Origin of the sequence: Pedobacter agri, assembly GCF_032678665.1 — a bacterium.
Taxonomy (GTDB): Bacteria; Bacteroidota; Bacteroidia; order Sphingobacteriales; family Sphingobacteriaceae; genus Pedobacter; species Pedobacter agri_A.
Map to the genome: position 1 here is coordinate 496,446 of NZ_JAVTSH010000001.1, position 21,177 is coordinate 517,622.

General features: G+C 38.0%; 21 protein-coding genes and 1 tRNA gene. 12 read left to right on the plus strand and 10 right to left on the minus strand.

The features are described 5' to 3' along the window. Positions 1–37: 37 nt before the first annotated feature. The 7 genes from R2Q70_RS02240 to R2Q70_RS02270 form a co-directional block, all read right to left on the minus strand. Entirely contained in the window at positions 38–1,384 is a 1,347-nt protein-coding gene (locus R2Q70_RS02240; RefSeq protein WP_316806048.1) for a DUF58 domain-containing protein, read from the minus strand. Between the two features lie 135 nt (positions 1,385–1,519). Beyond that, positions 1,520–2,497, minus strand: a complete 978-nt coding sequence (locus tag R2Q70_RS02245; RefSeq protein WP_316806049.1) for a MoxR family ATPase — start codon at positions 2,495–2,497, stop codon at positions 1,520–1,522. Beyond that, positions 2,478–3,668 carry a DUF4350 domain-containing protein gene (locus R2Q70_RS02250; RefSeq protein ID WP_316806050.1) on the minus strand — a complete coding sequence of 397 codons (1,191 nt, stop codon included), beginning with the start codon at positions 3,666–3,668 and terminating at the stop codon, positions 2,478–2,480. The genes R2Q70_RS02245 and R2Q70_RS02250 overlap by 20 nt, the downstream gene beginning before the upstream one ends. Beyond that, complete coding sequence (locus R2Q70_RS02255) at positions 3,665–4,396, minus strand: DUF4129 domain-containing protein (RefSeq protein WP_316806051.1); 732 nt, start codon at positions 4,394–4,396, stop codon at positions 3,665–3,667. The genes R2Q70_RS02250 and R2Q70_RS02255 overlap by 4 nt, the downstream gene beginning before the upstream one ends. A gap of 1 nt (position 4,397) precedes the next feature. After that, positions 4,398–5,282: a hypothetical protein gene (locus R2Q70_RS02260; RefSeq protein ID WP_316806052.1), complete on the minus strand. Its 885-nt coding sequence runs from the start codon at positions 5,280–5,282 to the stop codon at positions 4,398–4,400. A gap of 1 nt (position 5,283) precedes the next feature. Beyond that, positions 5,284–6,228 carry a stage II sporulation protein M gene (locus R2Q70_RS02265; RefSeq protein ID WP_316806053.1) on the minus strand — a complete coding sequence of 315 codons (945 nt, stop codon included), beginning with the start codon at positions 6,226–6,228 and terminating at the stop codon, positions 5,284–5,286. Positions 6,229–6,358: 130 nt separating this feature from the next. Next, a complete protein-coding gene (locus R2Q70_RS02270; protein ID WP_316806054.1) occupies positions 6,359–7,048 on the minus strand; it encodes a YafY family protein in 690 nt (229 codons plus the stop codon). A gap of 251 nt (positions 7,049–7,299) precedes the next feature. Between R2Q70_RS02270 and R2Q70_RS02275 the strand changes: the two genes are divergently transcribed. Further along, the gene (locus tag R2Q70_RS02275; RefSeq protein ID WP_316806055.1) at positions 7,300–9,777 is read left to right on the plus strand and encodes a hybrid sensor histidine kinase/response regulator; all 2,478 of its coding nucleotides are present in this window, start codon (positions 7,300–7,302) and stop codon (positions 9,775–9,777) included. 131 nt (positions 9,778–9,908) lie between these two features. On the opposite strand, the gene R2Q70_RS02280 is transcribed toward R2Q70_RS02275, so the two are convergent. The 3 genes from R2Q70_RS02280 to R2Q70_RS02290 form a co-directional block, all read right to left on the minus strand. After that, positions 9,909–11,240, minus strand: a complete 1,332-nt coding sequence (locus R2Q70_RS02280) for a sigma-54 dependent transcriptional regulator (RefSeq protein ID WP_316806056.1) — start codon at positions 11,238–11,240, stop codon at positions 9,909–9,911. A gap of 69 nt (positions 11,241–11,309) precedes the next feature. After that, complete coding sequence (locus R2Q70_RS02285; protein ID WP_265799702.1) at positions 11,310–11,624, minus strand: hypothetical protein; 315 nt, start codon at positions 11,622–11,624, stop codon at positions 11,310–11,312. Between the two features lie 112 nt (positions 11,625–11,736). Further along, positions 11,737–12,051 (minus strand): hypothetical protein, encoded by a 315-nt coding sequence (locus tag R2Q70_RS02290; protein WP_316806057.1) that lies wholly within the window; start codon positions 12,049–12,051, stop codon positions 11,737–11,739. Positions 12,052–12,422: 371 nt separating this feature from the next. On the opposite strand from R2Q70_RS02290, the gene R2Q70_RS02295 reads away from it, so the two are divergent. The 11 genes from R2Q70_RS02295 to R2Q70_RS02345 all read left to right on the plus strand — a co-directional run bounded on the left by R2Q70_RS02295 (position 12,423) and on the right by R2Q70_RS02345 (position 21,086). Further along, positions 12,423–13,031 (plus strand): GIN domain-containing protein, encoded by a 609-nt coding sequence (locus R2Q70_RS02295; protein WP_316806058.1) that lies wholly within the window; start codon positions 12,423–12,425, stop codon positions 13,029–13,031. A 204-nt stretch (positions 13,032–13,235) separates the two neighbouring features. After that, positions 13,236–13,308, plus strand: a tRNA-Thr gene (locus tag R2Q70_RS02300). Between the two features lie 111 nt (positions 13,309–13,419). Beyond that, complete coding sequence (locus tag R2Q70_RS02305) at positions 13,420–14,586, plus strand: amidohydrolase family protein (protein WP_316806059.1); 1,167 nt, start codon at positions 13,420–13,422, stop codon at positions 14,584–14,586. 55 nt (positions 14,587–14,641) lie between these two features. Further along, entirely contained in the window at positions 14,642–14,839 is a 198-nt protein-coding gene (locus R2Q70_RS02310; protein ID WP_316806060.1) for a DUF2683 family protein, read from the plus strand. After that, positions 14,830–15,051, plus strand: a complete 222-nt coding sequence (locus R2Q70_RS02315; RefSeq protein ID WP_316806061.1) for a Txe/YoeB family addiction module toxin — start codon at positions 14,830–14,832, stop codon at positions 15,049–15,051. The genes R2Q70_RS02310 and R2Q70_RS02315 overlap by 10 nt, the downstream gene beginning before the upstream one ends. A 52-nt stretch (positions 15,052–15,103) precedes the next feature. Beyond that, on the plus strand, positions 15,104–16,057 hold the full coding sequence (locus R2Q70_RS02320; RefSeq protein ID WP_316806062.1) for an NAD(P)H-dependent flavin oxidoreductase: 954 nt from the start codon (positions 15,104–15,106) through the stop codon (positions 16,055–16,057). Between the two features lie 52 nt (positions 16,058–16,109). After that, entirely contained in the window at positions 16,110–16,394 is a 285-nt protein-coding gene (locus R2Q70_RS02325) for an acylphosphatase (protein WP_316806063.1), read from the plus strand. Positions 16,395–16,540: 146 nt separating this feature from the next. Further along, a complete protein-coding gene (locus R2Q70_RS02330; RefSeq protein WP_316806064.1) occupies positions 16,541–18,025 on the plus strand; it encodes a lipopolysaccharide biosynthesis protein in 1,485 nt (494 codons plus the stop codon). 68 nt (positions 18,026–18,093) lie between these two features. Beyond that, the gene (gene dut / locus R2Q70_RS02335) at positions 18,094–18,528 is read left to right on the plus strand and encodes a dUTP diphosphatase (protein WP_316806065.1); all 435 of its coding nucleotides are present in this window, start codon (positions 18,094–18,096) and stop codon (positions 18,526–18,528) included. A gap of 94 nt (positions 18,529–18,622) precedes the next feature. Next, positions 18,623–20,317 carry a tetratricopeptide repeat protein gene (locus R2Q70_RS02340; protein ID WP_316806066.1) on the plus strand — a complete coding sequence of 565 codons (1,695 nt, stop codon included), beginning with the start codon at positions 18,623–18,625 and terminating at the stop codon, positions 20,315–20,317. After that, positions 20,295–21,086: a DUF4292 domain-containing protein gene (locus tag R2Q70_RS02345; RefSeq protein ID WP_316806067.1), complete on the plus strand. Its 792-nt coding sequence runs from the start codon at positions 20,295–20,297 to the stop codon at positions 21,084–21,086. The genes R2Q70_RS02340 and R2Q70_RS02345 overlap by 23 nt, the downstream gene beginning before the upstream one ends. Positions 21,087–21,177: the final 91 nt, after the last annotated feature.

The window sequence follows — 21,177 nt, forward strand, 5'->3', positions numbered from 1 at the left end:
ACCAAACAACCAAACAACTAACCAACCAAACACCCAATCAAATCCGTTGTTGCGCTTTCAAAGCCAGGTACCTGTTGATTACATTTAGTGTTAAATTTTGAGGCGATGTCAAAATGGATAAAATGCCATGTTTATTTAAGGCTTTCACCATTAACTTCTTCTCATAGATAAATTTTTCAGCGATGGTTTTATGATAAATGCCTTCTACATCTTTTGCGGGCGCATGACTAAGGGTTTTCAGTTCAGTGTTTTCAAAAAATACCACCAGTAACAAATGATATTTCGAAAGTCTCTGCAGGTAAGGCAGCTGCCGCTCCAAGGCAGATAAACTTTCAAAGTTGGTGAAGAAAACCAATAGTCCACGTTGTTTAACAACTGCACGAACACTGCTATACAAAGCTTCCAGATTGCTTTCCAGATACCTTGTTTTTTCTTTGTAAAGCACATTCATGATATTGCCAAGCTGAGCAGATTTACGGTCGGCCGGAACGATTGAGCCAATCGTTTCAGAGATGGTAATCAAACCTGCCTTATCCTCTTTCAGCATGGCTACTTTGGTAAGCGCCACAGTTGCGTTGATGGCATAATCTAACAAACTTAGCCCTTCAAATGGCATCCGCATTACCCGCGATTTATCGATAATGCAATAGATGTTTTGCGATTTCTCGTCAGTATAATTATTAACCATCAAACTGCCTTTTCTGGCGGTTGCTTTCCAGTTAATGGTACGAATATCGTCTCCTCCTACATAATTTTTTATCTGATCAAACTCGCTGCTGTTCCCGATTTTTCTGATCCGCTTAATGCCCATTTCTGTCAGGTGCCTGGAAACGGCTATTAATTCGTATTGACCAAGGTTGATGAATGAAGGATAAACCGGAAGAACTTTGGCCCCATCAAAATTGTAGCGCCGGCTGATGAAACCCAGTGGCGAAGCAATATAAGCCCTGATAAATCCGAATTCATATTCACCACGTTTGGTTGGCCGCAAGTTATAATGGATGGATTTTACTTCAGCTGATTTCAAACTCAGCCTAAAATCCTTATCCCTCAACTGGAACTGATAAGGAACTTCATCAATTACCCTTACGTTTACGCCAAAGCCATACCTGTTTTTAATTTCGATTTGAATGGGATTTTCATCTCCATTGCTTAAACGTTTTGAAGTAAATCTTTGCGCATCTATCCCCTGTTGAATCCGGTAAAGAATAAAAACATCAACAAATAACAGGATGAACACCACAACTGTAGCAATTTCGGGAATGTCACCCAACCAGGTGAAGAAAAATTTCAGTAGAAAAAGTACAATACAAAACCCCAAGGCCGCGAAAAACCGATCCTTTAGGAATAGATTGATGTAATATTGCTGAAAGATTTTTTTCAAATGGTTAATTGTTAGAATTGGTTAATTGGTCAATTGGTTAATTGTTGAAATTGTTCAATTGTTTAATTGGTCAATTGGTTAATTGTGAATTGAAAACTGTTAACCGGAAACTGCTAACCGGAAACCGCCAACAATCTACCTCGGCACTTCTATTTTCTTAATAATCTGATGAACAATATCACTGGTGGTTAAACCTTCCATTTCTTTTTCAGGCGATAACAAAATGCGGTGTGCTAAAACCGGCACAGCAACCGTAATGATATCTTCTGGTGTTACAAAATCCCGGTTTTGGATGGCTGCCAATGCTTTTGCGCTATGCACAATAGCCAATGATGCCCGAGGTGATGCACCCAGATAAAGCGACGCATTGTTGCGTGTTTCATTCACAATTTTCGCAATATATTCCAGCAGCTTCGGTTCCACAAACAAACTGCGGATAATTGCCCGGGCTGACTGAATCTGCTGTACTGATAAAACAGGTTTAACATCGCTGGCTAAAGTTTTATTTACCAAACCGTGTTGCGCCAACAAAATTGCTGTTTCTTCTTCTAGTGATGGGTATTTAACTTCAATTTTAAACAGAAACCTATCCAGCTGTGCTTCTGGCAAACGATAAGTTCCTTCCTGTTCAATTGGGTTCTGTGTAGCCAATACCATAAACGGTTCATCCATGATGTAAGTTTCGCCATCAATGGTTACCTGGCGCTCCTCCATTACTTCAAACAATGCCGATTGGGTTTTGGCCGGGGCCCGGTTGATCTCATCTACTAGAATAATGTTCCCAAAAATTGGTCCTTTTCTAAATTCGAAGTCGCCGGTTTTCGTGTTAAAAATTGGTGTTCCTAAAACATCAGAAGGCATTAAATCTGGCGTAAACTGAACCCTCGAGAATTGAGCAGCAATAGATTTGGCCAGCAATTTTGCACTAAGCGTTTTGGCTACGCCAGGTACACCTTCAATCAGAATGTGGCCATCGGCAAGCAAACCCACAATTAAAAAATCGATAACCTGTTTTTGTCCGACGATAATATTCCCAAGTACATTTCGAATTTGATCTACTGCCTCGGTTAAAGCACTTAAATCTGTACGTTGATTAAATTGTTCTTGCTCCATGCGCCTGTGTGTTATGATAAAAATTTTCTATGCTTTGATTTAAGTTGATGAGTTCATGATCGCTCAACTCACTCATGGTTGGTATTTGTGTAAAATATCTGGTCAGTGTTTTTGCAGAAGGTTCATTAATACCGGTTTTTTCCATTAATAGCTTTGCAAAATCAGCATCAATTTCATTGGTTTTGATGTAGTATCTGCTGCGAAGATATTCTAAAAAGTAATTGATTTGCTTTTTGGCAATATCTAAATTATCTCTTTCGTGGTAATATACACTGCCCACCACATTTGCAAATTCTACAGATGAATTTTTAAGTGGATCGGCAATCGGAATGATGCGTTGCCTGCGTTTAATTTCGTACAGCACGAAAATAATCAGACTAAAAATGGCAAGATAATAAGCCCATCTCAGTTCAGGGTGCTTGAAAAATACCCTTAAAACATCTGTGGTATCTTTTTTCTGGGCAGAGAAATAACCATCGAAAATGATTTGATTACTATTTTGAACGTAGCTGAGCGTTTTGGCCGCGTATTCAGCGCCATATTTATCCAGCAAGTTAAAATTGGTATAAAAACCTGGTTCTGCAATTAAATAAAGGGCACCTTTTCCAAAATTGTACTTAACAAAATTTGGTTTCTGTACATTATTGATGCCTAAAATAATTGCTTTTCTATTGTCGATTTTGCTAAAAAACTGTGTTCCTATCCCACGTTCGAAACCATAATTGGCATCAGTTTTTAAATTCGGATTAGTAAAGTTAAGCGAAGGGCGATCGGCCGACATTGTTGTTGATGTGGAAATTTTAAGTTCTTTCTCTAGTTTTCCAAAGTCGTAACTGGCAATGAATATCGTGTTTCCGGCCTGCATAAATTTCTTCATCTCGTCGAAATCCGTTTTGGAAACATCTACCTTTTGCGCAACAATAAAATATGTTGCATGATTAAAGCTCTTGCCCTTTAACGTATTATAAACAGCCCTTTTCGATTCGCTTTTTGTTGCCTGAGGCAAAATATCCTTTATCCTATCTTGCAAAATAAACGTACCATACGGAATTTTATCAGTTGATAAATAAGTTGGCGCCCAATTGGTTGGGGTAGGCTTATTGTATTGTGCCACAAGGTAAATCAATATGAGGATTACTCCTAACGCGAAATAAATTTTAAACCCTCTCATTTAATTTTGTTGTTAAACTGGTTAAATGACTGGTTAATGGGCTCGAATTTATGTTCATCAACTGGAAAATCGCCATACCAGATATAATCAAACTGAAGCGTAAGCCTGCTGAAATCGTCTTTTAATTCCGGTCTGGTAATTTCAGTTAAATAGTTATAGTTTGTTTTATCAGGCTGCCAATGGATAATTTCGGCATCACTCAGCTTTTTCAACGCTTGCAAATAAAGCAACCGTACGGCCAGCCGATATTTTTGCGCTGCAATTAAACGCTGCAGTTCGGTTTCAAAATCGATCTCGTGAATGTTCTCCGAAATGATATCATAAGGTAAAGCCGCTTCTTTCGATTTTTTGCTAAAGATATTTTCTGTGCCAATTGCTTTGAAGATAAAGTACAAAACCAACGCAACACCCAGACCGATAAAGAAGTACCTTGAAACGGTGTTTGATGCCGCACTGGTAAATAACTTCATCAATGTGTTCCAAAACCACATCCAGAACCTATCCCAAAGCGAAAGTTGCCTGGCCTGAATTTCATCATATTGAAACGCTTTTTGATTCTTGTAATTGCTGATGGCTTGTTTATCGAACTTTGCAGGCACAAGCTTGCTGCTGTCTGTTTGCACAACAGATTTTTCTTGTTTTGGCTGTACTACAACTTGGGCATATGTACTTGCCGACAGAAAAAACAGCAGGATCGCGAAGGCATATCTAAAAAAGAATTTCAGCATGTTAATATTCTTCTGGTCGCGTATCAATTGGTTTTTCAGTGCTGCCGAAATTGGTGATGCGTTCCATTAAGCCTGTGTTTTCTTTTTGCTCCAGCAAACTGAAGTAAGAAAGTGAGATGGTAATGACTGGTATGATGGTGAATACCTGGCAGAGCGATTGCAAAACTGTAGTAGCCATACTTAAAGGCAATGACATGTGTGGGGTTTTGCTGGTGAACATGCCAATCATACCAAACAATGTGGTTGGTAAAACCACCATGCTCATGCAGGCGTAAACAATAATCCAAACTACGATTAAAGTGCCAAAGGTTACCCAAAAGTTATCCTGAATCATTTTAAAGCTTCTGCTAAAGGAATAACCAAATGTACCGTTCTCTATAACCATAATCGGAAACATCATGGCTATAAATGGAAATAGGTAAAACCCGGGAACCAGACAAAAAATAAAGGCAACGATCAACATCAGGATCAAGACGATTGCACTACCGAAAACCCTGAAGAAGTAATACTTGAAGTAACCCCAAACTTCTTCGGTAGTAGGAGCCTGATTTCCTTTTTGAACATACAATGTGATGAATGACAAAATTGCCACCGTCATGCTGGCATAGGTTGCCAGCGAGAAGAGTAAAGAAAGGAAATATTCCAGTCCATAAATGCTGCCAAGACCCAAACCTCTGGTTGATCTTCCATTGCCAATGGTATTAATTATGTTAACCATTTTATATTGATAAACTAGCATAGAAGACATACTCGCCAATACAAAAAGGCCGCAAAACGTAAAATAGGTTTTTATTAAAGGCTTAAAATTCTGACGCATAAAGGTAAATGTGTCGTTTATTACCTGGCCGAAATCTCTGCGTTTTTTAAATTCGATTTTTCCTATCATGTTAACTTAGCTTCTTGATAATTTTTACGGGGTAGATGAATACGTACCAAACGATGAATGCGGCAGATACGGCCAAAATTGAAATGCTTAAGAACAGCGGCATCTCTGTGTGGCGGGTAATAAAACTTTCGAAAAATGCTGCCACGATAAATATAGGCACCAATCCTAAAACTATTTTCAGCCCATCTTTGGCTCCTTTAATAATTGATTCCATCCGGGTGTAGGTTTTTGGAAATAAAAAACTGTTACCTAAAACAAGTCCGGCTGCTCCTGCCAATACAATGGCCGAAATTTCAAGTGTTCCATGTATCCAAATCACCAATATAGATTGTATGCCTAAACCCTTGCTGAAGAAAAAATACTGAAAAGAGCCTAGCATGATGCCGTTTCTAAAAAGTGAAACGATGGATCCAAAGGAAAAAATAATCCCTAAAACAAATGTGTACAGGGCAACGTAAATATTGTTCAGGCCTATCTGTATAAACATCACGAATTCGTTCGATTGTTTATAAACACCAAATGGATCGCCTTTAGCAATATTTTCATTGGTCATGTTTACATATTGATCACCCATAATCAGACGCACAAATGTATCATCGTATTTAGCCGATATTGCTCCGATTGCACATGATATGACAAAGAATAACAATGCGTAGATAACTTGCTTGCGATGTTCGAGAAATAAAAGCGGAAGTTCGCTTTTCCAGAAATGAATAAAACGATTCGATTTTTCTTTTTTGTTTTTATAAACAGACTGGTGCAATTTGGAAGCCAGGCCGTTTAAATAAGCGGTAGTTTTTGATTTTGGATAAAAAGTTTTCGCGTAAGCTAAATCATTGGTAATTTCTATAAACTGATTGGCCACTTCATCAGGATTTGCCTGCTGCATCCGATCGTATTGTTGCCACTTTTCCGTATTCTTTTTAACAAATAAAGCTTCTCTCATGTAAAGGCATTACCAAATCCTCGGTTAAAATAGTTAAATTTTTATGGATATGAAAAATTAAGCTGAAACAGCCTAAATCAATCGTGTTTCTTGGCAAAGGAAATTATTATTGAATTGGAACAGGGTTTAATCAATAACTTACCGGCAATAAATTCATATAATCATTTAGAGGCATATGATCGGTTTTGAGGAATGATTTATCCGTTAAATGCAACAACACGATCCTGGTCAGATTAAAGTCGCGATATTGATTTCTTACATGACACCAGGCAATTAAATGCCAGCTAAATGCATAAAAAATCAATCCGATAGGTTCTACCTCACGTCTGCTCGATTCCTCCTTGGCATTTACATACTCAATCGCCACCACTTTTTGATCAGAAATGGCATTTTGAATAAGTGAAAGGTATTCGTAGTTGAACCTTAAACGCTCGGGAATTTGCAGTTTGATGTGTTGGTTCATTGTTTCCAGCTTCTCTTTCTGACTGGATTTTAATACCGCTTTCACTTTGGTAAGTGCTGCGGAATAATGGGTACGGATGGAATGATCGGCAAAACCATTAACCAAACGTTCGACCAACAGCAAGGCATTCGCCTCCTCCATGTTAAACGATACCGGCGGCAAAAAATAACCCTGAACCAAAAAATAGCCTTTTGGCTGTTCGAAACTCACCGGTATGCCCTGCTCTTGCAAAGCTTTAACATCGCGGTAAACTGTTCTGATGCTGATGTTAAAACGTTCAGCAATTTTATCAGCAGAAATGTATTTCTTTGATTGCAGTAGGGTTAAAATCCCGAAAAGTCGATCAATGCGGTTCATGATTTAGGGTTGCTTAAAGTTAAATAAATTTGATCCGCCAGCAGAAAACACGTGAAACTTTATTTTATATAGCTGGGCCGTCGCCCTAAGCGTTACAGTTATTGCTGTAATTCAGCAATCCCGGTTCACATCTAACATCTTAAATCACTGGAAAAGTTAAAACTTCATTGGTACATTATTTGTATAAATCATCTAAACGTGTCTATTCGTCGAAAATTTTCGTTTAATAAGCATATAAAATCTCCCCATTCATGGCAGCCGCAATACAAAAGCGTTTTTTTCGGGCAATAAAAAGTAAAGTAATTATTGGGTTTCTTTTTGCCTGCTTTGCGTTACTTTTAGCCTGGGGCATTAGCAAATTTGCGTTTACCAGGATGTTGAATACTGTTGAAGTTATTTCGGCACCTAACGATAAACTTCGGCTTGTGAATGACCTGTCGCATAAAATCGCCCGGTTAGATCAGCTTCAGCGAGATGAGGCATTTAATAAACAAGGAGATTATAATTTCCTGAGAGAATCGCGAAAAGTAAGGGTAAGCCTCGATTCGCTTCGTAAACTATACAAGGGAGATTCTGCACAGCTGGGCAGAATTAAATCGATCATTAACCTGCTTGCCCAACGCGATAAGCAGTTCGTTTCCTACCTACAGGTTCGGGAGACTTTGGTAAACACAAAATCATTTTCCAATGAGGTAAAAAAACTGAACGAACTTGTAGCCTCACGCGGTTTACAAACCGATAGTGCCGTTTTAACGACTGAAACAACAACGTCTACCACAACTGTTGCCCCCGAGGAAGATGAAAAATCGAAAGGTTTTTTAAGTAAACTCTTCGGAAAAAAGAAAGCCGACGTTTATAAGATTATCAATGAAGAATTTAAGGTAAGACGTGATACCCTGAATGCTAAAGCAGAAGATAGCATCATGAAAAGCATGACGGGTTCTTTGAAAAACATTGAGCTGGAACAGAAGAAGAAAAGTCAGAAATTTATTAAGCGTGAAGCGGAACTCTCTGGTGCAAGCAACAAATTAACCAGCCAAATCCTTCAGATTTTAAGGCAGGTTGAAGGCCAGGCCGTGGCACAGGTAGATTTGAATGGAATCCAGGCGAAGCAGGTAGTGAATGATGGCATTACACAGATTACTGCCATTATTATTACGTTTTTTCTGTTAACCGTAATTTTGCTTTACCTCATCCTGGCCGACATTACCAAAAGTAATCGCTATCGCCGGGAGCTGGAACTTGCAAAAGATGAAGCAGAATATCATGGAAAAGCTAAACAACGTTTTTTATCGAACATGAGCCATGAGATCAGAACCCCGCTTCAATCTATTTTAGGCTATGCTGAGGTAATTTCCCAACAGGATCATCCTAAGAAAAAAGATATTGATGCCATTTATCAGTCATCCATCCATTTATTGCAAATCGTAAACGAAGTGCTCGATTACAACCGGATTATTTCAGGCGAATTCAGTTTCAATAATCAGGCTTTCAGTGTGAGAAAAATTCTCGACGAAGTTACTGCAGTTGTTCGCCCGCTGGCTGAAAAAAAATCATTGCGATTGGTTAGCCATTTAGATTTAGGCGATGTAGAAGTAGTAAAAGGTGATGCTTTCAGGCTAAAGCAGATTCTTTTCAACCTTTTAGGAAATGCCGTTAAATTCACCTTAAAGGGAGAAATCAGTTTGCATGTTTCCTGCAAAAAACAAATGGATAATCTACATTTTCATTTCATTATAAAAGATACTGGAATTGGTTTCGAAGAGAAAGACATGACCAGAATATTCAATGAATTTGAGCAAATTGAATCTCCTGAGCAGTATGTGCTTAATCAAACGGGTACCGGATTAGGATTGCCCATCGTAAAATCACTTATCGAAGCTCAGGGCGGCAGAATCCACGTAAAAAGCAAACCTGGAATAGGCACAACCTTCAACATTTATTTAACCTATCTGGAAACTTCAGAACGCATTATCGACCCGCTTGACCTTACCCATTATGCGATCGTTAACCCCGGAACAGTTTGGGTAATTGATGATGACCAGCTAATTCTAGATTTATGTGGATTGATTTTCGAGCGCAATAAAATTCCATATAAAAGCTTCAATCAGGTGGCAGATATTTTACATGAAGCACCTGTTGCCCATTTAAAATATGTATTGGTGGATATGCGCCTGCCCGAGATGACCGGCATTGAACTTTGCCACCTATTGAAGAAAAAACTTCCGGCAAATGTGAAATTCTACGCCATTACAGCCCAGGTTTTACCAGAAGAACGTGAAATGGTGTTAAGTGAGGGTTTCGATGGTTTAATTATGAAACCATTCCAGGCCGCAGATCTCCTTTCTATTTTCGAAAAAACTGAAATTTTATCTGCACAACCAGAATTCGATTTTTCTTCCATTGAAAAAATGACCTTTGGTGATCAGCAAATGCTTGAAAAAATCCTGAACAGATTTAAACATGATTGCATTGAAGATGCTGCCGAGCTTAAAAAACATTTGAATGAAGGTAATCAGGATAAAAGCCGGTTGATCGTACATCGCCTTGCGGGTAGAACTGCGCAAATGGGATCGAAAACATTAGCCCACGATTTAAGAACACTCGAAATTGAAATCGCCGAAAAAGGCATCCGTAACGAAATTAAGCTTGAGGTTTTAAAGCAACTGAGAAAACTCGATGCTTTAATTAAGGTGATGGAAGAGATGGAACCGATTGGGGAGAAGTAGTTTATCCTTTTGGTAATCGTCATGCTGAATTTATTTCAGCATCCTAAAAGACCCTGATCCGAATTTTCGGGACAGGGTGACGACCGTTCATATAAAGTGCCAAATTTTATGAATTTGAGAAACCAAACTTGCTATTCAATCCCATATCGTTCCATCTTCGCATAAAGCGTTTTGCGGTCGATGTTCAGCATTTTAGCGGCTTTAGATTTATTATGTTTTGCTTTAACTAACGTTTCGGTGATTAACGCCTTTTCGTTTTGCTCGTTAACTGCTTTTAAATCTGATGAACTTCCGGGTAGCGTTTGCTGGTTCACCGAAATCATCATTTCATCAGGCAATGCCGAAACCTGTGCTACTTCACCAGGCGTTAATAAAACCATTCTTTTAATTACATTGCTTAACTCACGTAAGTTTCCAGGCCAATCGTAATTTAACAATAATGATTTTGCTTCGGTAGAAACGCTCTTTACGTTGCGATCTAAATCGCGGTTTGATAAAGTGATGAAGTGATTGATGAATAGTTCCAAATCGCCACCCCGATCTCGCAACGCAGGCAATTGAATTTTAAACTCATTTAAACGGTGATATAGGTCTTCCCTAAATTCTCCACCCGAAATGCTGTTCAGCAAATCATCGTTTGTTGCAGTAATGATTCGAACATCAACGGCAACTTGTTTGGTACTGCCCAAAGGCTGGATTACCCTTTCCTGCAAAGCCCGGAGCAATTTAATCTGCACTTCGTAACTTAAATTTCCGACCTCATCTAAAAACAATGTTCCACCGTTTGCGGCCTCAAATTGACCTTTTTTATCATTTAAAGCACCCGTAAAAGCACCTTTAATATGCCCAAACAATTCGCTTGCGGCCAAATCTTTCGATAGCGCACCACAGTCAATGGCAACGAAAGGTTTATCGGCCCGTTTACTTTGTTGATGCAGGGTTCTGGCCGCAAATTCTTTTCCTGTTCCGCTTTCGCCCTGAATAATAACCGACATGTCCGTCGGCGCAACAAGCGCAATATGTTCATAAAGCCTGTCTGCCGTGGCACTTTTGCCTTTTATAAAATCGGTATCTGTGGCTTCAATTTTAATTTCTTTCGGATCTTTTTTGCTGAGCGAATTTTTAATCACCATCAAAAGTTCATCCGGGTTGACAGGTTTTGTGATATAATCAAAAGCCCCCATCTGCATGGATTTTACAGCTGTTCGAACATCGTTAAAACTGGTCATGATGATAATAGGCGTAGAAAGCCCCAGGTTTCTGGAATGTGTGATTACTTCAAAACCAATCCCGTCGGGAAGGCGATAATCGATCAAAAACAAGTCAAATGCTTCATTTTCGATTAATTTAAAAGATTGTTTGATATGGGTAACGAGCGTAACCTCATGCTTGTTTTTCGTTAAAAAACCTTCAAGTAATTGAGCAAATGTTGTATCGTCTTCTAAAATCAGGATTTTCGCCATACAACAAAAATAAGAAAAGCCAGTTAAAAACTGGCTTTTCTTATACTAGGTAGATGTAATATTTGGGGATTATTGAACTGGTTTACCGTCTTTATCAATTTTCACAGAACCTGTTTCTGCTTCTTTTTTAACATTGATAAGGTAATATTCTTTTGCGCCTTCTTTAACTGACCAGGCTTCGGTTGCAGTCCAACCTTTATAAGCATCAGATTTTAATGCTGTTGTAACTGGTTCAGGTAATTCTTCCAGTTTCACTGGAGTTTTTACTGCGCTATCTTGAACTGCAACAATTGCAGCATTTTTGATTGTATTTACTTCACTCGCTTGTACTGCTGAGAATCCTGCAAAGGCTAGGAACGCAGCTGATAAAATTAACTTTTTCATGGTATTCTATTTTAATGTGATGAAACTGCCGAAACAATTTCGTGGTTCTATTTTATTTAAAGTGTAGCCGAAGCTACGATCTGGTTGATTATGCCTTAAATGGCAATTATTGTTATTGAACTGGCTTACCGTCTTTATCGATTTTTACAGAACCAGTTTCTGCTTCTTTTTTAACATTAATTAAGTAGTACTCTTTTGCACCTTCCTTAACTGCCCAGGCTTCGGTAGCTTCCCAACCTTTATAAGCATCAGATTTTAATGCGGTGGTAACTGGCTCAGGTAACTCTTCTAATTTTACCGGAGTTTTTACTGCGCTATCTTGAACTGCAACAATTGCAGTGTTTTTGATTGAGTTTACTTCACTTGCCTGTACTGCTGAGAATCCTGCGAACGCTAAAAATGTAGCTGATAAAATGAACTTTTTCATAGTATGATTTTTAAAATTTAATGTTTGTAACAATACTTGCTATGGTTTCATAATGGTGCCAAAGCTGGCACAGATACTTAATTCATTTATTTACAGACGATTAATGCTGTGCCAGAAATTATAAACTGTAGACTTTCTCCACACTTTGGGGGTAATGCCTACAGGTTTTATGGTTTATTCCTGATCTAGCGCATCAAATGGTTCCGTTAATTGAAATGTTCTCACCTTACCAACACTTTTTCGTCGAGGAATTACAGGCGTTGGTCTAAAGGCTGGTGCTGCTGGTATAATACCGCGTTTTTGACTGCAACGTTTTGCACCTGACTTCGTCTTATTATCAGAAAACATTGAAAAACTTAAAATATAAAGTCATGAAAACATTAGCCAAAACATTATTCGCAACAGCATTAACAGCAGTATTATTTGCTTCATCAGTAGCCACCACTTATGCAGCTGATTCAGCTCCACTGGCAAAAACCACATCCGTTAAAAATGTAAACCGCATTTGGGTAAGCGGAAATGTAAAAGTAGTTTTAACACAGGGAGACAAAGAAAGCATTAAAGGTTCTGAAAATTATGATGCCACTAAAACTTCGGTATTCAGTAACGGACACACGCTTTACATCCAGTCGATGGAGTCGCAACAGGTTACAGTAAATATCACCGTTAAAGACCTTGAAAGAGTGGAAGCTTACGGCCAATCGATGGTGGTAACCACTAATAATTTTGAAGTAAAAAACCTGCAGTTATTTTTAAACCAAAGTGCTACTGCAAAAATTAAAACCACCGCAGCAAGTTTGTACACGGTTGTTAAAGAAGATGCCGTATTAAAATTAAATGGTACAGCAGTAGAAAGCACCATGATTGCCAGCAACATGAAAAATGTGAAATTAGTCGAGTTCGCCAGTCGTAAATCTGAATCTTTCATTGCTGATGATTTAATGACAGCCAATAAAACCGCAATGGCATTAGCAAAATAATCCATCCGGATTTCAAAATATAAAAAGCTGCCTTCAAAGGCGGCTTTTTCTTGTTTAAGGGTTTGCATGTTTAGGCCGGGATGTTCTTCCACCATATTTTATTTGCCTTGATTACCGATAATCGAATACTCCGCTCAAATAAAAAAATCTAAAAAAATTTTTATCAAAAGAATATTTTTTTCTATACTTGCAGCCCGATTAAAAGCCTCCTTAGCTCAGCTGGTAGAGCAACTGACTTGTAATCAGTAGGTCATTGGTTCGATTCCGATAGGAGGCTCTTTTAATTTACAATTGTATAATAATGATTGTAGGTTGAAACAAAATCTACAGTTCCCCAAGCATTTTACTTCTTTGCTACGTTACAAATCAAAAATCTTAAGTTTGTTTCATGCTACAATATTTTTCAGCCGATTGGATTTTCCCAGTAAGTGCACCACCTATTAAAAATGGGGTAATTGCTGTTGGTGAGGATGGTGAAATAAAAGAAATTTTTACTGCAGATGAAGCTGAAAGACTTGATGTAAGCGTTGAGAAACATACCGGTGCCATTGTTCCAGGTTTCATTAACACCCATTGCCATTTGGAACTTTCGCACATGTTAGCCCAAATTCCAGAGCATACAGGTTTGGTGGCTTTTGTACAGCAAATTATTAGCAGCAGGCAGGCAGATGCCGTGCAAATCGATATGGCCATGCGAAATGCCGACAAGCAAATGTTCGAAAATGGTATTGTTGTAGTAGGCGATATCTCCAATCAAATTGCATCCAAAGAAATTAAACAGCGCAGTAAAATTTATTACCACACCTTTGTAGAAGCGATGGGTTTTAATCCGCAAAGGGCTAATGTAATAATGGATTACGCCGTGGGAATAAAAAACGAATTTGCCCCCTTGCCTGCTTCGGTTGTGCCACACGCACCCTACTCTGTTTCGCCACAGCTTTTTGCTTTAATAAATGAAGCGGCAGAAAAAGAGGATGCTTTGATCAGCATACATAACCAGGAAACGACTAATGAAAATGCATTTTTTGAAAGTAAAACCGGAGGTTTTTTAGACTTGTACAGGTTTCTTGGTTTAGACATCACTTTTTTTGAACCATCAAAAAAAACTTCATTACAAACCTGGTTGCCGCACATCAAAAAGCAAAAAACACTTTTGGTTCACAACACGGTTTCAAGTAAAGAAGATGTTGAATTTGCGAAGCAAAACCATCAAAATTTATATTGGTGCCTTTGCCCCCAGGCCAATTTGTACATCGAAAATTCCTTGCCTGATGTTGATATGCTGATTGATGAAGAAGTTAAAATCACGCTCGGAACAGATAGCTTGGCCAGTAATAAGCAGCTGAATATTTTATCGGAAATGAAAACCCTGCAGCAATATAAAAATGTATCCTTTGAAAAGCTTTTGCAATGGGCAACCATAAACGGAGCAGAATTTTTAGGTTTAACTAGCTTATTTGGCAGTATTGAGGTTGGTAAAAAGCCAGGCCTGAATCTGATTCAGTTATCTGAAGATTTTTTGATTGAAAATGATCAGGTAAATAAATTGATGTAATAAACTATCAAATGTGCTATTTGTTCAACGATAAGTTTTACGTAATTTTGAATACATGGGCACATTAATCGTACATCCTGAAAACAAAGAACAATTATCAGCATTAAAAGCGTTTATGAAAGCTTTTAATATTTCATTTGAGGAAAACAAGCAACCTTATAAAACTGAATTTGTTGAAAAAATGAAGATCAGTAAACAACAGGCCGCAGATGGTAAGACGGTAAAAGTTAGCCTGGATGATATATGGAAATAGAGTTTACGCTCGTTGCGTTAGCGGATTTAAACTATTTCAAAAAATCTGGAAATCAATCTGTATTAAAAAAGATTCGAAATCTTTTAGAAAGCATTCAGTCGACACCATTCGATGGAATTGGCAAACCTGAAGCATTAAAATATGAACAATCTGGCAATTGGTCGAGAAGAATAAATAAAGAACATCGATTAATTTATGAAGTGAAGGGCTAAACGATATTTGTCTATTCACTTCGAGGGCATTACCATAAATAAGCAATCGCTTATGAACCCAATCTGCAAACTATTCAACATAAAATATCCAATTATCCAGGCTGGTATGGTTTGGTGTAGTGGTTGGAAACTGGCATCAGCAGTTTCAAATGCCGGAGGCCTGGGCATCATTGGTGCAGGCTCAATGTATCCTGAAGTTTTAAGGGAACACATCCAGAAATGCAAACGGGCAACAGATAAGCCATTTGGGGTAAACATTCCGCTTTTATACCCAAATATCCAGGAAATTATTAACGTGGTATTGGAAGAAGATATTAAAATCGTCTTTTCTTCTGCTGGCAATCCTGCAACCTGGACCAAAATTTTGAAAGAAAAAGGAATTAGAGTAGTTCATGTAATTGCGAATACGAAGTTCGCATTGAAAGCTGAGGAGGCGGGTGTAGACGCCATTGTTGCTGAAGGCTTTGAAGCTGGCGGGCATAACGGACGGGAAGAAACCACCACGTTATGTTTAATTCCGATGATTAAAGCTGCTGTAACTATTCCTGTAATTGCTGCCGGTGGAATTGGAAGTGGAAAGTCGATGTTGGCGGCTTTTGCCTTAGGAGCCGATGCCGTTCAGGTTGGTTCTGCTTTTGCTGTTGCAGAAGAATCATCGGCGCACCCATCGTTTAAAAATAAAATTATTTCATCAGCCGAGGGCGATACCAAACTGGCCATGAAAAAGCTTGTACCCGTAAGGTTATTAAAAAATGAATTTGCCGATGCCATCGCCCGGGCTGAGGAAGAAGGCGCCGATCGGACTGAGTTAACAGAGTTGTTGGGCAGAGCCAGAGCAAAACTTGGCATGTTTGAAGGTGATATGGAAAATGGCGAACTTGAAATCGGTCAGGTATCAGCTATGTTGGATAGAATTAAACCTGCTAAAGAGATATTAAAAGAAATTTGGCAGGAATACCTATCGGGATTAAAATCGTTCAGGGATTTGTATGATGAAACAATTTAATGCGTAATCGTTTATTAACTTTGCAACATTAAGATTTCAACTTCTGATACCAATGAAACATCTAAATATTAAAGTAGTAGGCAAAGTACAGGGCGTGTTTTTTAGGGCGAGTACGAAAGCAGTGGCCGATCAAATGGGTATAAAAGGCTTTGTGAAAAATGAAAAAGATGGGTCTGTTCATATTGAAGCAGAGGCTGAGCCGTTTATATTGGAACCCTTTATAGATTGGTGCAAAGAAGGGCCGGATAAGTCAGTAGTGGAAAATGTGGAAGTAACCGAGGGCGAACTTAAAAACTTCCAGAATTTCGAAGTGGTGAAAAAAAACCTGCTTTGGTAGGGAGATTTATGATTTTAGATTGAAGATTCACGATTTCAATGTCTAAGATCAATCAATAATGAGCTAGTGTAAAATAAATTAAACAGATTAAAAATTTTAAATTGGCCATGCCAATCTAAATCGTAAATCTAAAACCAAAAATCCTCTTGTCAGTATATAAAAAGTTTCTGGGTCAAACAATGGTGTATGGCATTAGTACCATCCTCTCACGTTTGTTCAACTTCATTTTAACACCCATTTACACCACAGTTTTTGCTCCGGGCGTGTATGGCGTTTTCACAAAAATGTTTAGTTATGTTTCCATCATCAATCCCATATTGGCATTCGGGATGGAAACCACTTTTTTTAGATATTTAAATAAACACGAAGACAAAAAACAAGAGGTTTACAATAATAGTTTTTTGGTTATTGCATTCATCTCCACCTTGTTTTTAATTACGGCATTAGTATTCACAGATTTTTTAGCAAAATACACCCTAAATGGGAACATTTCTGGCCTTGCAGATCAAAAATCATATATACATTTTTTTGCATGGATTTTATTCGTAGACGCTATAAGTGTTATTCCATTTGCTAAATTAAGAGCCGATGGAAAACCCTTTAAATACAGTTTGATAAAATTTCTAAACATTGGAACATTTATTGGCTTCAATTTAATATTCATATTTGTTTTACCCCTACTCATTAAACATGACATTTTAGCCGACTGGTTAGCTAGCTGGTACAGAGGCAGGTGGGTTGGATATGTATTTGTAGCAAACTTAATTGCAAGTGTTATTACACTTGTTATGCTTATACCACAGTTTTTGGAGCTTCGATTAAAGTTCAGTAAAAGCCTGTTTTACAATATGTTTGGCTATAGCTGGCCAGTTTTGGTTGCGAATTTATCCTTCATCATAAATGAAAATCTTGATAAAATTTTGTTAGGTAAATATTTGCCAAATAGCATTGCCAATCATGATGTGGGTATTTATGGTGCCGTGTGTAAGTTGGCCGTTTTCATCAGCATTTTTAATACTGCATTCAGATTGGGTGCCGAACCTTTCTTTTTTAGTCACGCTAAAAATGAGAATGCAAAGCAAACTTACGCCACCATTTTGTACTATTTCGTATTGGCATTATCTATCTTATTTCTCGGGTTAACAGCCAATATTGAAATCATAAAACATTTTATCGATTCGAGATATTGGGAAGGTTTGAATGCGGTTCCTGTATTGCTCTTCGGTTATGTTTGCCTGGGTATCTATATGAACTTATCAGTCTGGTATCGCCTTTCAGATCAAACCAGATATGGCTTATACATCTCTTTGGTAGGTGCTGTGTTCACAATTGTGATGAACATTATACTCATTCCCAAATACAGTTACATGGGCTCTGCATGGGTATCAATGTTCGCGTACTTTATTATCATGACCATCTCTTATTGGTTAGGCCAAAAACACTATCCAATACCCTATAAACTGAAATCGATGAGTGCCTATATCATAATTTCTGTCATTTTTGTTGGTTTATCTTTCTGGATATTTCATCGTAATATTTACATTGGCAACGCCATTCTAATCGTATTTTTGGCAGGGATATTTTATTTTGAGAAGGATAATATAAAAAACCTACTAAAAAAAGGATCCTAGTACTATAAAATTTAAGGCTTATAAATCATCTTTTTTATTATAGCACTTATTAAAGCATGATAACCAATATGAACATTAAAATCATCAATAAATCAGAACATCCTTTACCTCAATACGAAACAGCTCATGCTGCAGGAATGGATTTAAGGGCGTCGATTTCAGAAGATATTACCTTAAAACCGCTGCAAAGGTTATTGGTACCAACGGGTTTGTTTATGGAATTGCCAGTGGGTTACGAAGCACAAATCCGCCCGCGAAGTGGTTTGGCTTATAAACATGGAATTAGTATTGTAAATTCTCCTGGGACAATCGATGCGGATTATCGTGGAGAATTAAAAGTTTTATTGGTAAACTTATCAGATACGGAATTCAAAATCGTTAATGGAGATAGAATAGCACAAATGGTTGTGGCCAAACACGAAACTGTTGAGTGGGCACCAGTTGATGTGCTCGGTGAAACGGCAAGAGGTGAAGGCGGTTATGGGCACACCGGAAAAGTTTAGATTTCGAATGAATGAGTTTTGAATGAGTGAATGTTTACGCAAGCTGTAAATGCGCTCATTCAGTCAATTACTCATTTTTTCATTTATTTAAAATATGAATAAAGCAGTTATTTTTTTTATCGCAATAACCCTTAGCCTAAAAACTTTTGGGCAAATGCCTGTGGTATCAACTGCAAGCAGAGACAGCAACATGGTAAAGCAGTTGTTTTTTTCGGGTTTGAGAGAAAAAATGGCTGACAACTATTTAATGGCGGCCAGCAATTTCAGTAAGATTGTGGGCATGGATGCGAATAACCACGCTGCATTTTATGAGCTGGCTAATGCAAATATCAGATTGGATAAACTTCCTGAAGCCGAAGAAAACATTAAACAAGCCATTAAATTAAATAACAATAACCAATGGTACTATAGGTTGCTGGGCGAGGTTTATAAACGCAACAATAAAATGCCGGAGTTGGTAGAAGTGCTTTCCCAGCTCATTCGCATCAATCCTGAAAATGATGGTTATTATTTCGATAAGGCAAATGCACTTTTTCTGTCTAACAAAAGCGAGGAAGCCAAAAAAATCTATGATCAGATTGAAATCAAATTTGGCGAATCAAGAGATCTTGCAACCGCCCGGAAGCGGTTACAATCTAACGGGTCAGCCTCTGAAAGTGATATTGTAAAGTTGCTGGAAGGCAATCAGGCCGATGTTAAAAATTATCTCTATGCCGCTGGCTTGCTGTTGCAAAAACAAAATTATCCTGAGGCCTTGAAAGTATTGTCGAAAGCCCAGCAATTAGAGCCCAACAACTTTGAGGTAAACCTCGCTTTAGCAGACATTTATCGTAAGCAAAAAAATGACGATGCCGCGTTTTCAGCGCTAAAACTGGCTTTCGAAAGTGCTGATATGCCACTGACTGAAAAAGTAAAAATTGTTGCCGCGTTATTTCCGAAAATAGATCAACCTGTTGTGGCTAAAAATTTAACCGATTTAAGTAAACTTGTGGCAACTCAAAATCCCGGAGACGCAAAAGCCTTGGCCCTTTATGGTGATGTACTTTACCAGCAAAATAAATTGAAAGAGGCACTGGTACAATACCAGCAAGCGTTAAAGCTAAATGATCAGATTTATGTGGTTTGGGAACAGATTATTAATATTCAAACACTCATTGGCCATTATGATGAAGCTGTAAAAGTTGGCGATGAAGCTCTAACCATTTATCCTAATCAAGCAAGTTTATATTATTACATGGCTTATGCGCAATACAAAACCAATAAGTTGGAGCAGGCGCAAAACAATTTAAAAACAGCATTGCAGCTAGATGCTGATAACAAAAGTTTGCAGGCCCAGGTTTATGCCCTTCAGGGAGATATTTTCATCAATCAAAATAATTTCAATCAGGCGAAAATTGCTTTTGAAAAAGCAATCGGTATCGAACCCGATAATTACCTCATCATGAATAATTATGCCTATTACCTGGCACTAAAAAATGACGATTTAACAAAAGCTGCAAAATATGCCGAAACTGCCGCCAATGCAATGCCCACAAATTCATCTGTTACCGATACTTACGCGTTTATATTATTCAAGCAACAAAAGTACGATTTAGCCAAAACCTGGATCGAAAAAGCGCTCCAAAACAATACCTACAAAAATGGTGTTTATCTGGAGCATTATGGCGATATCCTGTACATGAAAGGTGAAAAAGATGCCGCACTGTTACAATGGCAAAAAGCAAAAGAAGCAGGCAACCATTCTGAAGTTTTAAACAAAAAAATTAATGAAAAGAAATATTTTAAATAGCGCTTTAATTTTAGGAACAATTGTTTTTGCAACGGCTTGTAAGCCCAAAAAAGAAATTGTTGTAGCACCAACCAAACCTACTGAAAAACCTGCCGATAATACAAAAGCGGAAGCTTTAGCCACGCTTAACAGCAAACAACTAAAGTTTAATACGCTGTCGTTAAAGGCAAAAGCAAACTTAAATATTTCTGGCGATGCAAATGAAGTGACCATGAATTTCAAGATGAAAGACAAGGAAACTATTTGGGTAAGCATTACTGCATTGGGTGGTTTAGCTGAGGTAGCCAGAGCTTTAATTACACCTGACAGCATTAAAATTATGAACAGGTTGAAAAGCGAGTATGTAAAAAAACCATTCAGCTACATTTATACTTTCACTAATAAACAGGTAAATTTTAATACGTTACAGAGTATTTTAACGGGTAACGCCATGGGTGAATTTTTAACCGCCCAATCTGATGTGAAACAGGAAAACGGGGTTTGGGTAGTTTCGGGAAGAAAGCAGGAACTCGATTACCGCTTACTTTTCAATACACTGTTAAAGGTTTCGGAAACAAATCTTAATGATTCTAAAAACGGTCAGGCATTAAAGGTGAATTATACCGACTATCAGAAACTTAATGAATCACTTTTTCCAAGTGCATTACAAATTAATACGCTATCTGGCACCAAAAAAATCAACATCGATTTACAATATGTAAAAATAGACGGCAATGTTCCGGTTGATTTTCCGTTTACTGTTCCAAAGAGATATACGGTAATTAAATAATATCTTAGTGATTTCGCTATTAGAGGTTGAGCTTTCTATGGCTCGATGAAGAATGGATGAAGATCATTAACGATTAGGCTGTTAAGGTATA

What these genes read in the sequence shown, in the direction of transcription:
- R2Q70_RS02310 (WP_316806060.1), top strand. Translation starts at nt 14,642, where the DNA reads ATGGGCACATTAATCGTACATCCTGAAAACAAAGAACAATTATCAGCA.
- R2Q70_RS02345 (WP_316806067.1), top strand. Translation starts at nt 20,295, where the DNA reads ATGAAAAGAAATATTTTAAATAGCGCTTTAATTTTAGGAACAATTGTT.
- R2Q70_RS02245 (WP_316806049.1), bottom strand. Translation starts at nt 2,497, where the DNA reads ATGGAGCAAGAACAATTTAATCAACGTACAGATTTAAGTGCTTTAACC.
- R2Q70_RS02295 (WP_316806058.1), top strand. Translation starts at nt 12,423, where the DNA reads ATGAAAACATTAGCCAAAACATTATTCGCAACAGCATTAACAGCAGTA.
- R2Q70_RS02250 (WP_316806050.1), bottom strand. Translation starts at nt 3,668, where the DNA reads ATGAGAGGGTTTAAAATTTATTTCGCGTTAGGAGTAATCCTCATATTG.
- R2Q70_RS02285 (WP_265799702.1), bottom strand. Translation starts at nt 11,624, where the DNA reads ATGAAAAAGTTAATTTTATCAGCTGCGTTCCTAGCCTTTGCAGGATTC.
- R2Q70_RS02325 (WP_316806063.1), top strand. Translation starts at nt 16,110, where the DNA reads ATGAAACATCTAAATATTAAAGTAGTAGGCAAAGTACAGGGCGTGTTT.
- R2Q70_RS02255 (WP_316806051.1), bottom strand. Translation starts at nt 4,396, where the DNA reads ATGCTGAAATTCTTTTTTAGATATGCCTTCGCGATCCTGCTGTTTTTT.
- R2Q70_RS02320 (WP_316806062.1), top strand. Translation starts at nt 15,104, where the DNA reads ATGAACCCAATCTGCAAACTATTCAACATAAAATATCCAATTATCCAG.
- R2Q70_RS02290 (WP_316806057.1), bottom strand. Translation starts at nt 12,051, where the DNA reads ATGAAAAAGTTCATTTTATCAGCTACATTTTTAGCGTTCGCAGGATTC.
- R2Q70_RS02275 (WP_316806055.1), top strand. Translation starts at nt 7,300, where the DNA reads ATGGCAGCCGCAATACAAAAGCGTTTTTTTCGGGCAATAAAAAGTAAA.
- R2Q70_RS02280 (WP_316806056.1), bottom strand. Translation starts at nt 11,240, where the DNA reads ATGGCGAAAATCCTGATTTTAGAAGACGATACAACATTTGCTCAATTA.
- R2Q70_RS02305 (WP_316806059.1), top strand. Translation starts at nt 13,420, where the DNA reads ATGCTACAATATTTTTCAGCCGATTGGATTTTCCCAGTAAGTGCACCA.
- R2Q70_RS02265 (WP_316806053.1), bottom strand. Translation starts at nt 6,228, where the DNA reads ATGAGAGAAGCTTTATTTGTTAAAAAGAATACGGAAAAGTGGCAACAA.
- dut (WP_316806065.1), top strand. Translation starts at nt 18,094, where the DNA reads ATGAACATTAAAATCATCAATAAATCAGAACATCCTTTACCTCAATAC.
- R2Q70_RS02270 (WP_316806054.1), bottom strand. Translation starts at nt 7,048, where the DNA reads ATGAACCGCATTGATCGACTTTTCGGGATTTTAACCCTACTGCAATCA.
- R2Q70_RS02315 (WP_316806061.1), top strand. Translation starts at nt 14,830, where the DNA reads ATGGAAATAGAGTTTACGCTCGTTGCGTTAGCGGATTTAAACTATTTC.
- R2Q70_RS02260 (WP_316806052.1), bottom strand. Translation starts at nt 5,282, where the DNA reads ATGATAGGAAAAATCGAATTTAAAAAACGCAGAGATTTCGGCCAGGTA.
- R2Q70_RS02340 (WP_316806066.1), top strand. Translation starts at nt 18,623, where the DNA reads ATGAATAAAGCAGTTATTTTTTTTATCGCAATAACCCTTAGCCTAAAA.